Source organism: Streptomyces sp. NPDC054841 (assembly GCF_053611045.1).
The window spans coordinates 1-12,117 of record NZ_JBSGZO010000257.1 but is presented as its reverse complement, the minus strand read 5'-3'; the positions used below and the strand labels follow the sequence as shown (position 1 = coordinate 12,117).

Here is a 12,117-nt window from a genome sequence, read left to right as displayed (position 1 = left end):
GTCCTCCCCCTCGCCCTCACCGTCGGAATCCTCCGGGAGCCGTCCCGCGGGCGGGACGGAAAAGCCACCGGTGCCCGTGATTCCCGTCCCCGGAACGGGGGTTGAGCTGCCCGGCGGCGGAGTGCCGCCCGGGGCGATTCCGCTGGTCGGCAACGGTACGGATTCGATGGCTGCCACCCCCTCCACAACTGCGGATACCCAGCGGTAATGTCGCCTCCCGCCGGGCGGCACGGACCGGCGGTGAGTGCGAAGGGGCCCTCATGGCGGAAACGTCTCAGGATCGGTGGCAGCGCGCGTGGAGCCACCGGGAGCAGCTGCTCAAGGTGGCCCGCCGCAGATCCATGAGTGCCGAGGACGCCGAGGACGCCGTGCACGAGGCGATGCTGCGTGCCGCGGAGAATCCGCACCTCGACGACGAGCGGCTGGGTGCCTGGCTGACGACGGTGACCATGCGTCTGTGTGTCGACCGGTACCGGCAGGTCAACCGCGAGGCCGAGGTGCGCAGCAGCCCGACGCTGATCACGCCGGGCCCGGCGCCCGTCGACGAGGTGGTGTGCGACCGGGCCGAGGCGAAGTGGCTGGCCGTACGGAGCGGGGAACTGCCCGCCCGGCAGGCGGAGGCGCTCTGGCTGAAGTCCGAGGATCTCGACGTCGGACAGGTCGCCGTGAAGATGGGGCTGAGCTACCGGACGGTCGAATCGCTGCTGGCGCGGGCCCGGCGGACACTGCGCGCCTCGCTCGCCGGAACTCTGGGCCTCGCCGTGTGGCTGTGTGAGCGCTGTCGGCCCCGCGCCGTCGGCAACGCGCAGTCGGTGGCTGTGGCCTCGGCCGCGGCGGCGACGCTGGTCGTCGCGGGGTTCGTCCTGCCGTACGACGACGGCGGCGGGAACGGGACCGCCCCCTCGCCGGCCACGTCGGACACCGCGGAGGTGCGCGTGGCGGACGCCGACGGGGCGCCCCCACCGGCGCCCGCCCCCGCCGCGAGCCCGGCGGCGTCGCCCGGGGCGCCCGGCGACGAGCCGTCGACGCCGCAGTCGCTGCTGCCGGACGTCCCGGTACCGCCGCTGCCCTCCCTGGCCGTACCCGAGGTCCCGAAGGTGCCGGGCGTCGTCCCGGACGCATCGCTGCCACCGCTGCCGTTGCCGCTGCCGCTGCCCAGCGCGGACGTACCGGCGGTCCCGGCGGTCCCGGCTGTACCCGGTGTACCAGCGGTGCCGGAGCCACCCGTGAGCGCGACGCCGTCGGCCCCTGTGGACGTGCCGTTGCCGTGAAGGCACCCGGCGTGTCCGTCCTCAAACGCCGGAGGGGCTTGATCACGGGCGCGCCGCCCCACCTGAACGCGCCCCGTGTGTCCGTCCTCAAACGCCGGACGGGCTGAGTACCGGCGCGCCGCCCCACCCGAACCCGCCCCGCGTGTCCGTCCTCGAACACCGGACGGGCTTGAATACCGGCGCGCGCACCCACCCCGCCTGAACGCGCCCCGCGTTCCGTTGCCCGGGTGGGGCACCCCGCGCGCGCCTGGTAAGCGCACCCGTGTGAACCCCTGATCTCGCGCCCGTAAAAATTTTCGGTCCTCGTCGCGACGGACGCGCCGCCCCTCCCCGTAGAGCAGATGTCGGAGCTGCTCAACGGCTGAAGGGTGAACCGGATGGGTGTCGAGATCTGTGTGGAAGGGCTGACCAAGTCCTTCGGCCACCAGGTCATCTGGCAGGACGTGTCACTGACACTGCCTGCCGGGGAGATCTCGGTCATGCTCGGCCCGTCCGGCACGGGCAAGTCGGTGTTCCTCAAGACGCTCGTCGGGCTGCTCAGGCCGGACCGCGGGTCGATCAGGATCGCGGACAGGGACATCACCAGGCTCCGTGAGCACGACCTGTACGAGGTCCGGAAGCTGTTCGGCGTCCTCTTCCAGGACGGCGCGCTGTTCGGGTCGATGAACCTGTACGACAACATCGCCTTCCCGTTGCGCGAGCACACCCGGAAAGGGGAGAGCGAGATCCGGCGGATCGTCCTCGAGAAGATGGACATGGTCGGACTGATCGGGGCCGAGGAGAAGCTCCCCGGCGAGATATCCGGCGGTATGCGCAAGCGGGCCGGGCTCGCGCGGGCCCTGGTGCTCGATCCGGAGATCATTCTCTTCGACGAGCCGGACTCGGGTCTCGACCCGGTGCGGGTGGCCTATCTCAACCAGCTGATCGTCGATCTCAACGCGCAGATCGACGCGACCTTCCTGATCGTCACGCACGACATCGCCTCGGCCCGCCAGGTGCCGGACAACATCGGCCTGCTCTTCCGGCGCGAACTGGTGATGTTCGGCCCTCGCGAACAGCTGCTGACCAGCGACGAGCCGGTCGTACGGCAGTTCCTGAACGGCCGGATGCAGGGCCCGATCGGCATGGCGGAGGAGAAGGACGCCGCCCAGGTCGAGCAGGAGCTGGCACAGATCAACGAGGGGAACGAGGGCACCGCCGCCACGGACATGACGCCCCGTCTGCTGCCGAGCCCCGGGATCACCCGGCCGCCCCGCTGGGAGGCCATCGCGAAACGCGAGGCAGCGCTCCACAAGCGCAAGGAGGTGGCGGGCGCATGAGCCTCTCCCCGGCAGGAGCGCTCCGGCAGTCGGGCAGCCTGTTCGCGATGGCGCTGGATGTCATACGGACGCTGCCCAGACGGCCCTTCCAGGTGCGGGAGTTCATCCAGCAGGCCTGGTTCATCGCGAGCGTCACGATCCTGCCCACCGCACTGGTCTCCATCCCCTTCGGGGCGGTCATCGCGCTGCAGATCGGCAGTCTGACCCGGCAGCTCGGCGCCCAGTCGTTCTCGGGCGCGGCCTCGGTGCTCGCGGTGCTGCGGGAGGCCTCGCCGATCGTGACCGCGCTGCTGATCGCCGGGGCGGGCGGCACAGCGATCTGCGCGGACCTCGGGGCGCGCAAGATCCGCGAGGAGATCGACGCGATGCAGGTGCTGGGCATCGATCCGATCCACCGGCTGGTCGTACCCCGGGTGCTGGCCTCGATGGTGGTCGCGGTGCTGCTCAACGGTCTGGTGTCGGTGGTCGGAGTGGCCGGTGGCTACTTCTTCAACGTCGTCCTGCAGAACGGCACGCCCGGCGCGTATCTGGCCTCCTTCACCACCCTTGCCCAGCTGTCCGATCTGTGGGCGGCGGAGCTGAAGGCCCTGGTGTTCGGCGCGATCGCCGCCATCGTCGCCTCGTACAAGGGGCTGACCGCCAAGGGCGGGCCGAAGGGCGTGGGCGACGCGGTGAACCAGTCGGTGGTGATCACCTTCATGTTGCTGTTCGTGACGAACTTCGTGATGACCGCGGTGTACTTCCAAGTCGTTCCGCAGAGGGGCTGACCGTGGCGCTGATCAACCGTTTCGCCGGGCGTCCGCTGCGCTCCCTGGAGGAGCTGGGCACCCAACTGTCCTTCTACGGGCGCTCGCTGGCCTGGACCGGCCGCACTCTGCGCCGCTACAAGAAGGAGATCCTGCGGCTGCTGGCCGAGGTGAGCTTCGGCCGCGGCGCGCTGGCCGTCGTCGGCGGCACCGTCGGCGTGATCGCCTTCCTGTCGTTCTTCACCGGTACCGAGGTGGGACTCCAGGGGTACGCGGCGCTCAATCAGCTGGGCACGTCCAACTTCGTCGCGTTCCTGTCTGCGTACTTCAACACCCGCGAGATCGCACCGCTGGTGGCCGGGCTCGCGCTGTCCGCGACGGTCGGAGCCGGGTTCACCGCTCAGCTGGGCGCGATGCGGATCAGTGAGGAGACCGACGCCCTGGAGGTGATGGGCGTTCCCTCGCTGCCGTTCCTCGTGACCACGCGGATGATCGCCGGTTTCGTCGCCGTGATCCCGCTGTACGTGGTCGGGCTGCTGTCCTCGTACTTCGCCGCCCGGACCATCACCACCGGCTACTACGGGCAGTCGGCGGGCACGTACGACCACTACTTCCAGCAGTATCTGCCGCCGGTCGATGTGCTGTGGTCCTTCGGCAAGGTGATCGTCTTCGCCGTCGTGATCATCCTGGTGCACTGCTACTACGGCTACTACGCGAGCGGCGGCCCGGCCGGGGTCGGGGTCGCGGTCGGCCGTGCGGTACGTACCTCGATCGTCGCCATCAACGTCCTGGACTTCTTCCTCAGCCTGGCGATCTGGGGCGCCAGCACGACCGTACGGATTGCGGGGTAGTGCCGATGCGGACCGTCAACGTCGTCAGGCTGAGGGTGTACGGCATCGTGTTCGTCGCCGTCCTCGCGTTGCTGCTGTCGCTGTCCGTCGCCGTCTACCAGCAGGTGTTCACCTCCGTCGTACGGGTCACGCTGGAGGCCGACAGGCTCGGCAACCAGGTGGACCCGCGGGCCGACGTCAAACTGCGCGGACTGCTGGTCGGCGAGGTGCGCGAGGTGCGGGCCGACGGCGACAAGGCGACACTCGACCTGGCTCTCAGGCCGGAGCACGTCTCCCGTATCCCGTCCGACGTGCAGGCCCGGCTGCTGCCCAAGACGCTGTTCGGGGAGAAGTACGTCGATCTCGTGGCGCCCCGTGGCCCGGCCGGCCGGCCCATTCGCGCCGGGGACGTCATCTCCCAGGACCGCACCAGAGTCGGCATCGAGGTGCAGCAGCTCATGAACGACCTGCTGCCGCTGCTGCGGACGGTGCGCCCGGCCGAACTCAACGCCACCCTGTCGGCGTTCGCCACCGCGCTCGACGGCCGCGGCGACCGGGTCGGCGCCAATCTCGTCCGTGTCGAGGGCTATCTGAGCCGGCTCAACCCCCATATGCCGTCGATCAAGGAGGACATCTCGCGGTTCGCCGATGTGGCCGAGGTGTACGGCGATGCCGCGCCCGATCTGATGAGGATCCTGCGGAACACCGTCACCACGAGCCGCACCGTCGTCGAGAAGCAGGATCAGCTGGCCGCCCTGTTCACCTCCACGGCCACCGCCGCCGATACCGCGGACGGGTTCCTGGACGAGAACGGCGGACGGCTCATCACCCTGGGCCGCGTCTCCCGCCCCACGCTGGCGCTGTTCGCCCGCTACGCGCCGGAGTACCCGTGCCTCCTCGAAGGCCTGGTGAGGCAGGAGGCCGCGGCAGAACAGACCTTCAGAGGCGGAGAAATGCGCATCACCCTGGAAGTCGTCCGTCCGCAGCCGGCGTACGAGCCCGGCGAGGAGCCGCGCTATGCGGAGCGATCGGGGCCCGACTGCCACGGTATGCCCCACCCCCGGGTTCCGGCACCGGACACCCGGCTCGACGACGGTACGTCCGCAAGGGCGTCGAACGGCACGCCCATGACGGTGGTCGCGACCGAGGCCGAGCAGCGTGCCGTCGGCTCGCTCGTGGCGCCCGTCCTGGGCGTGCCGGCCGATGAGGTGCCCGCGGTGGCGACCCTGCTGTTCGGTCCGATGGCCCGGGGAACGGCGGTGAGCGTCGCATGAGGTTCCCACGCGTCAGGCGCGCCGGGGAGACCGCGTCGCCGCTGATCAAGTTCAGCCTCTTCGCGGTGGTGACGGTGCTGGCGACCGCGCTGCTCGCGGCGACGATCGTCAACATCTCCTTCACTCCCGAGCACACGTACCGCGCGGTGTTCAGCGATGTCACCGGCCTGGAGGAGGGCGACGACATCCGGGTGGCCGGGGTTCGGGTCGGCGAGGTCGAGGACATCAGGCTCAAGGACCGGACGCTGGCCGAGGTCACTTTCACCGTGAGCCGCGACCGCCCGCTGTTCACCAGCACCGGCGCGGTGATCCGCTACCGCAACCTGGTCGGGCAGCGGTACGTCGCGCTGACGGAGGGCGCAGGCGACGGCACGAAGCTGCCGCCCGACGGCCGGATCCCGCTGTCCCGTACGCAGCCCGCGCTCGATCTGAACGCACTGCTGAACGGGTTCAAGCCGCTGTTCGCGGCGCTCAGCCCGAACGATGTGAACCGGCTCGCGACCGAGATCATCAAGACACTGCAGGGCGAGGGCGGAACGGTGAACAGCCTGCTCGCGCACACGGCTTCGCTCACCACCACGCTCGCCGACCGCGATGAACTCATCGGCTCGGTGATCGACAACCTCAACACGGTGCTGGCGACGCTGGACAACCGCAGCGCCCGCTTCTCCGGACTGATCGAGCAGCTCCAGCGGGTGATCTCCGGTCTCTCCGCCGACCGCAAGCCCATCGGGGACTCGCTGGTGAACATCGGCAAGCTGACGGAGGCCACATCGGGCCTGCTGGAGGACGCCCGCCCGCCGCTGCGCGACGACATCGCCGAGCTGACGGAACTCACCGGGACGCTGAACAAGAACGAGAAGACCGTGGAGGGCGTGCTGAAGCGGCTGCCGAACAAGCTCAACAAGCTCACGGGGACCGCCTCGTACGGCTCCTGGTTCAACTTCTATCTCTGTGACTTCGACGGCCGGATCGTGCTGCCGAAGACCAACGAGGTGCTCACTCCCGAGCTCCATGTCGCCCGGGCGAGGTGCGCATGAGGATCCGCATGATGCCGTTCCGCGAGAGGAACCCCGTGGTGATCGGGGCGGTCGGCCTCAGCACGCTCGCTCTGCTGACCGTCGCCGCGTTCAACGCCGACAGCCTGCCGCTGATCGGCGACGGAGAGACGTACAGCGCGGCGTTCTCGGAGGCGGGCGGTCTGAAGCCCGGCGACGAGGTGCGCATCGCCGGGGTGAAGGTCGGCAAGGTCGACGAGGTGGACCTGGACGGCGACCACGTCAAGGTGGTCTTCCGGGTGAAGGGTGACCCGGAGTTCGGCACCAGGACGGGCGCCGCCATCCGCGTCAAGACGATCCTGGGGGCGAAGTACCTCGCGCTGCAGCCGAAGGGGCCCGGGCAGCTGAAGCCGGGCAGCGAGATCCCGCTGGCCCGGACGACGCCCGCGTACGACGTCGTGGCCGCGTTCAGCGATCTCACCACCACGACGGAGAAGGTCGACACGCAGCAGCTGGCGACGGCCATGGACACCATCTCCACCACCTTCGAGGACTCCCCGGCCGAAGTACGGGCCTCCATCGAAGGCCTGTCGAAGATCTCCCGTACGGTCGCGTCCCGCGATCAGGCGCTGCGTGAACTCCTCGACCACGCGAGCGGGGTGAGCGGTGTGCTCGCCGAGCGCTCCGGCGAGTTCTCCGCGATGGTCAGGGACGGCGACCAGTTGTTCAAGGAGATCTCCCGGCGGCGGGCGGCGATCCACGCGCTGCTCAAGAGTTCGGCCGCGCTGGGCGTTCAGCTGTCCGGCCTGGTCAAGGACAACCGCGAGGAGATCGGGCCGGCGCTCGAAGGCCTGAATCAGGTGGTCGGGATGCTCGAACGCAATCAGGCGAGCCTCGACCGCAGCGTCAAGCTGCTCGCGCCGTACGTGCGGGTCTTCACCAACACCCTCGGCAACGGCCGCTGGTTCGACAGCTACATCCAGAACATGGTCGCCGCTCCGGTGGTCCCGCGGACGGGAGGTTCGTCGTGAAACCGCGCCTTGTGCCGATACGCCTCGTACGTACACGCCTCGTACGTACACGGCTCGTGCCCATACGCCTTGTGCGCACGCGTCTGCTGCGCCGCGCGGCGCTGATCACCGCTCTGGCGGTGGTGGCCGCGGGCGCTGTGGTGCTGTGGCCGCGGCCGGACCCGGTCCGGGTCACGGCGTACTTCCCGCGGACGGTCGGCATCTATCCCGGCTCCGACGTACGGGTCCTGGGCGTCCGGATCGGTGAGGTCAAGGAGATCACCCCGGAGGGCCGCCGGGTACGGGTGGTGCTGGAGTACGACGCCGGGCGGAAGGTCCCCGCCGGCGCCCAGGCGGCGATCATCAACTCCTCGGTGGTCAGCGACCGTTACGTACAGCTGCTGCCGGTGTACCGGAGCGGTCCGGCGCTGGCGAGCGGCGATGTCATCCCGGAGAGCCGTACGGCCGTACCGGTCGAGCTGGACCGCATCTTCGACAGTCTGCACACGACGTCGGAGGCGCTGGGTCCGCGCGGCGCCAACAAGGACGGTTCACTGTCCCGGCTGCTCGGGGTGAGCGCGGACAACCTGGAAGGCCAGGGCGAGAATCTGCACCGGACGGTGGAGGATCTCTCGCTCGCCGTGACCACGCTGTCCGACGGCAGGAAGGACCTGTTCTCCACCATCCGCAGTCTCCAGGTGTTCACGGCGGCACTGGCCGCGGACGACAAGAACGTGCGGTCGTTCAACGACAGCCTGGCGAAGGCGGCCGGCCAGCTCGCCGGGGAGCGCGAGGACCTCGCGGCCGCGCTGCGTCATCTGGGAGTGGCGCTCGCCGATGTGACCGACTTCGTCAGGAAGAACAAGAAGTCGCTGACGTCGAACGTGGAGGGACTCAGCAAGGTCACCAAGGTGCTGGTGACGCAGCGCGCCGCGCTCGCGGAGCTGCTGGAGGTCGCCCCGGCAGGGCTGTCGAACCTGCAGAACGCCTACAACCCGTCCGCCGGGACCCTCGACACCCGCAACAACCCCGACGGGCCACAGGATCCGGCGGCGCTGCTCTGCTCGCTGCTCAGGACCACCGGCGAGGCGAAGCCCGCGGACTGCAAGGACCTGGAGAAACTGTTCGGCTCCCTGCCGGAACTGCGGCCGGGCGGCAGTCTGCCCGTCTCCGGCACCGGCTCGGTCGACCGGACGCTGGGCGGAATCCTGGAGGCCCGCGCATGAGCGCACTGCGCAGAAGCACGGCGGTGTGGGCGGCGGCCGGCTCGCTGCTGCTGACCGGCTGTGAGTTCAACGGTCTCTACGACGTCGGACTGCCGGGCGGCGCGGCCGCGGACGGGAACGCCTACCGCGTCACGGTCGAGTTCAGGGACGTCCTCGATCTGGTGCCGCAGTCCGCGGTGAAGGTCAACGACGTCACCGTGGGCGCGGTGGAGAAGGTGGAGCTGAACGGCTGGCACGCCCGGGTGCGGCTGCGTATCTCGGATTCGGTGAAGCTGCCCGGCAATGCGGTCGCCGAGCTGCGGCAGACCAGCATGCTCGGCGAGAAGTACGTGGCGCTGTCCGCCCCCGTGGACACGGCGCCGACGGGCAGGCTCGAGGACGGCGCCAGGATCCCGCTGTCCCGCAGCGGCCGCAATCCGGAGATCGAAGAGGTGCTGTCCGCGCTGTCCGCGCTCCTCAACGGCGGTGGGGTGGCCCAGCTCAAGACGATCACCACGGAGCTCAACAAGGCCCTGGAAGGCCGGGAGAACCGGGTCAAGTCGCTGCTGGCGGAGCTGGACACCTTCCTCGGCGGGCTCGACACCCAGCGCAAGGAGATCGTCCGTGCGCTGAACGGCATCGACCGGCTCGCCAAGCGGCTGCGCCAGGAGAAGAAGACGATCGCCGACGCCGTCGACACCGTGCCGCCCGCGTTGAAGGTGCTGGCCGACCAGCGGCGCAAGCTGACGTCGATGCTCACGTCCCTGTCGAAGCTGGGAGAGAGCGGCACGCAGGTGATCACGGCGTCGCGGGACGACGTGGTCGCCAATCTGACGAGTCTGCGGCCGATCCTGGAACAGCTGAACAAGGCGGGTGACGATCTGCCGAACGCCCTGGAACTGATGACGACGTATCCGTTCCCGCGCAATGCCGTGGACGCCATCAAGGGCGACTACGTCAATCTCAGGATCACCGCCGATCTCGATCTGGCGGCCATCTACGGCAACCTCGACGAGAAGCCCGGGAAGCCGGCCGACCCGGGGCTTCCGGGGCTTCCCGGTGTCCCCGGCCTCCCCAGCGTCCCCGGGGGCCCCTCGGTACCCGGCGTCCCCCGGCCGACGGCCCTGCCGCAGCCGCCCGGTGCGCCGTCGTCGCCACCGGCCCCGTCGGGCGACGGCGGTGCGCTGTGCCCACCGGTGTGCACCGGCAGTTACGCGTCGTACGGGAACGACGGCGACGACGAACACCCGCCGGGGATCGATCTCGCCCTCGCGGAGCTCATGCTGAAGGGGATGCAGCCGTGATCACACGTACGGTCAAGGTTCAGTTGCTCGCCTTCGCCACGGTCACCGCCGTCGGTGTGTCGTACGTCGGCGCCCGCTATACGGGGCTCACCGACGCCCTCCTGGACCGCGGTTACACCGTGCGGGCCGACTTCGCCGACTCCGGGGGCGTCTTCCCCGGCGCCGAAGTCACCTATCGCGGCGTACCGGTGGGCCGGGTCGGGGAGCTGCGGCTGACCGGCCCGGACGGGGTGACGGTGAGCCTCGACATCGAGGACGGGGCGAGGATCCCGGCGGACACCGTGGCCGTGGTGGCGAACCGTTCGGCGGTCGGCGAGCAGTACGTCGATCTGCAGCCGAGGAACGCGGACGGCCCGTATCTGCGGGAGGGCAGCACCATCGCCCGGCGCGACACGCGGGTGCCGCTGCCCACCACGGACATGGTCCTCAGCCTGGACCGGCTGGTGAACTCCGTCGGCAAGGAGGATCTGCGGATCACGGTCGACGAACTGGGCAAGGCCTTCGCGGGCACGGGCCCGGAGCTGAGCCGGCTGGTGGACTCGGGAAACAGGCTGGTCGAGTCGGCGTCCGACTCTCTGCCGCAGACGGTCTCGCTGATCGAGGACTCCCGGAAGGTCCTGAAGACGCAGGCCGACAAGGGCTCGGCCATCAGGTCGTTCTCCCGCGACCTGGCAGCCCTCACCGCCGAGTTGAAGTCCAGTGACGGTGACATCCGCAGGCTGATCGGCTCCGGTGCACCCGCCGCTCAGGAGGTGAACTCGCTGCTGAAGGCCAACCGGCCCCATCTGCCGGTCCTGCTGGCGAATCTGATCAGCGGCGGGCAGATCACGGTGGCGCGGCTGCCCGGTGTGGAACAGGCCCTGGTCACCTTCCCCGTGGTGGTGTCGGGCAGCTACACCGTGATCCCGGGCGACGGCACCACCCACTTCGGTCTGGTCGTCAACGCCGACGATCCGCCGGCGTGCCGGCAGGGGTACGGGACGCAGCGGCGGGACCCGGCGGACACCAGCGAGCGGCCGGCGAACACCGGAGCGCACTGCTCGGCCCCGCGGGGCGGACCCACCTCGGTCCGCGGCGCACAGAACGTCCCGGGTGCATCGGGGCGCCCGGGTTCCGGCGGCGCGGACCCGGCCGCGTACATCACCCCGTACGACCCGGAGACCGGCGCGGCAGCCGGACCGGACGGAACGCTCGTCGAGATCGGCTCGACGGGCGGTGAACAGAGCGTGTTCGGAAAGGACTCGTGGCAATGGCTGCTCGTGGGACCGATGGCATGAGCGCGGGGCCCCTCGCGCAGGTGGTACGGCGGCTGCGCCGCCTGGGCGCCGGGGCGGCGGAGGCCGCCCGGCGTGGCAGGGCGAGGTCCGCGGTACTCGCGGTGGCGACCGCCGTGACGGCGGCCCTGTCGGTGTGGCTGGGCCTCCAGGTGTACGAGCAGCGCGTCGAGGAGCAGCGGCACCAGGACATCCTGGCCGCGGCCCGTCAGTCGGCGCTGAACTTCACGTCGCTCGACTACCGGCACTACGGGCGGGACAGCGGGAACGTGCTGAAGGGTGCCGCCGGCGACTTCAAGGAACAGTTCGCGGCACAGACCGCGGAGCTGACCAAGCTGGTCGCCGCGAACAAGTCGGTCTCCGAGGGGCGGGTGCTCGAAGCAGGCATCACCCGGGCCGACGAGCGCACCGCGCGCGTCCTGGTCGTCGCCGACAGCAAGGTGACCAACACCGCCGCGCCGGAGGGCCAGTCCCGTACCTACCGGCTCCAGCTCGACCTCGTACTCGAGGGCGGTCGCTGGCTGACCTCCAACGTCGAGTTCGTCGGCTGACCGTACCCGTCCCGCAGGACGACCAGTAAGGAGAGAACCCGTGGCGAACACGAGCACCCGGGGCCGGGTCGTCGGCTCCCCCGCCCGCCGCTCCATGACCGCGGCCGCCCGAGCGGCTGCCAAGCGCGCCGAGCGGGCCGTTCCGGGCGAGGACGCCCCCGGGAAGGGGCCGGACCCGCTAGGGGTGGTGGCCGGACGCACCCTTCGCGCGGAGGACCCGGAGCCGGAGTCGGCCGAGCCGGACTGGGAGGCACCGGACTGGGAGGAGCCCGAGCCGGCCGTGCCGCGCGTGGCGGCGGCCTTGGAAGAGCCGGAGGAGCCGGGAGAGCCGGGAG

General features: G+C 70.2%; 11 protein-coding genes and 1 pseudogene. All 12 read left to right on the top strand.

Features of this window, described 5'->3' with window-relative positions:
- Positions 1-260: 260 nt before the first annotated feature.
- On the top strand, positions 261-1,271 hold the full coding sequence (locus ACWGI8_RS28110) for an RNA polymerase sigma factor (protein ID WP_453665041.1): 1,011 nt from the start codon (positions 261-263) through the stop codon (positions 1,269-1,271).
- A gap of 377 nt (positions 1,272-1,648) precedes the next feature.
- Positions 1,649-2,590, top strand: a complete 942-nt coding sequence (locus ACWGI8_RS28105) for an ABC transporter ATP-binding protein (RefSeq protein WP_453665039.1) — start codon at positions 1,649-1,651, stop codon at positions 2,588-2,590.
- Positions 2,587-3,357, top strand: a complete 771-nt coding sequence (locus ACWGI8_RS28100; RefSeq protein WP_453665037.1) for an MlaE family ABC transporter permease — start codon at positions 2,587-2,589, stop codon at positions 3,355-3,357. The genes ACWGI8_RS28105 and ACWGI8_RS28100 overlap by 4 nt, the downstream gene beginning before the upstream one ends.
- Positions 3,358-3,359: 2 nt before the next feature.
- A complete protein-coding gene (locus ACWGI8_RS28095) occupies positions 3,360-4,187 on the top strand; it encodes an MlaE family ABC transporter permease (protein ID WP_453665035.1) in 828 nt (275 codons plus the stop codon).
- A 5-nt stretch (positions 4,188-4,192) separates the two neighbouring features.
- Entirely contained in the window at positions 4,193-5,440 is a 1,248-nt protein-coding gene (locus ACWGI8_RS28090; protein ID WP_453665033.1) for an MCE family protein, read from the top strand.
- On the top strand, positions 5,437-6,480 hold the full coding sequence (locus tag ACWGI8_RS28085; RefSeq protein ID WP_453665031.1) for an MCE family protein: 1,044 nt from the start codon (positions 5,437-5,439) through the stop codon (positions 6,478-6,480). The genes ACWGI8_RS28090 and ACWGI8_RS28085 overlap by 4 nt, the downstream gene beginning before the upstream one ends.
- Complete coding sequence (locus ACWGI8_RS28080) at positions 6,477-7,469, top strand: MCE family protein (protein ID WP_453665029.1); 993 nt, start codon at positions 6,477-6,479, stop codon at positions 7,467-7,469. The genes ACWGI8_RS28085 and ACWGI8_RS28080 overlap by 4 nt, the downstream gene beginning before the upstream one ends.
- Positions 7,470-7,525: 56 nt before the next feature.
- Positions 7,526-8,674, top strand: coding sequence for an MCE family protein (locus ACWGI8_RS28075; RefSeq protein WP_453665028.1), 1,149 nt, complete (start codon positions 7,526-7,528; stop codon positions 8,672-8,674).
- Complete coding sequence (locus ACWGI8_RS28070) at positions 8,671-9,957, top strand: MCE family protein (RefSeq protein WP_453665026.1); 1,287 nt, start codon at positions 8,671-8,673, stop codon at positions 9,955-9,957. Before ACWGI8_RS28075 ends, ACWGI8_RS28070 begins: the two co-directional genes overlap by 4 nt.
- Positions 9,954-11,234 (top strand): MCE family protein, encoded by a 1,281-nt coding sequence (locus ACWGI8_RS28065; RefSeq protein ID WP_453665024.1) that lies wholly within the window; start codon positions 9,954-9,956, stop codon positions 11,232-11,234. The genes ACWGI8_RS28070 and ACWGI8_RS28065 overlap by 4 nt, the downstream gene beginning before the upstream one ends.
- Complete coding sequence (locus tag ACWGI8_RS28060) at positions 11,231-11,782, top strand: hypothetical protein (RefSeq protein WP_453665022.1); 552 nt, start codon at positions 11,231-11,233, stop codon at positions 11,780-11,782. Before ACWGI8_RS28065 ends, ACWGI8_RS28060 begins: the two co-directional genes overlap by 4 nt.
- 40 nt (positions 11,783-11,822) lie before the next feature.
- Positions 11,823-12,117, top strand: a pseudogene (locus ACWGI8_RS28055) (hypothetical protein); the annotation flags it as partial.

What these genes read in the sequence shown, in the direction of transcription:
- ACWGI8_RS28085 (WP_453665031.1), top strand. Translation starts at nt 5,437, where the DNA reads ATGAGGTTCCCACGCGTCAGGCGCGCCGGGGAGACCGCGTCGCCGCTG.
- ACWGI8_RS28105 (WP_453665039.1), top strand. Translation starts at nt 1,649, where the DNA reads ATGGGTGTCGAGATCTGTGTGGAAGGGCTGACCAAGTCCTTCGGCCAC.
- ACWGI8_RS28070 (WP_453665026.1), top strand. Translation starts at nt 8,671, where the DNA reads ATGAGCGCACTGCGCAGAAGCACGGCGGTGTGGGCGGCGGCCGGCTCG.
- ACWGI8_RS28080 (WP_453665029.1), top strand. Translation starts at nt 6,477, where the DNA reads ATGAGGATCCGCATGATGCCGTTCCGCGAGAGGAACCCCGTGGTGATC.
- ACWGI8_RS28090 (WP_453665033.1), top strand. Translation starts at nt 4,193, where the DNA reads ATGCGGACCGTCAACGTCGTCAGGCTGAGGGTGTACGGCATCGTGTTC.
- ACWGI8_RS28110 (WP_453665041.1), top strand. Translation starts at nt 261, where the DNA reads ATGGCGGAAACGTCTCAGGATCGGTGGCAGCGCGCGTGGAGCCACCGG.
- ACWGI8_RS28060 (WP_453665022.1), top strand. Translation starts at nt 11,231, where the DNA reads ATGAGCGCGGGGCCCCTCGCGCAGGTGGTACGGCGGCTGCGCCGCCTG.
- ACWGI8_RS28100 (WP_453665037.1), top strand. Translation starts at nt 2,587, where the DNA reads ATGAGCCTCTCCCCGGCAGGAGCGCTCCGGCAGTCGGGCAGCCTGTTC.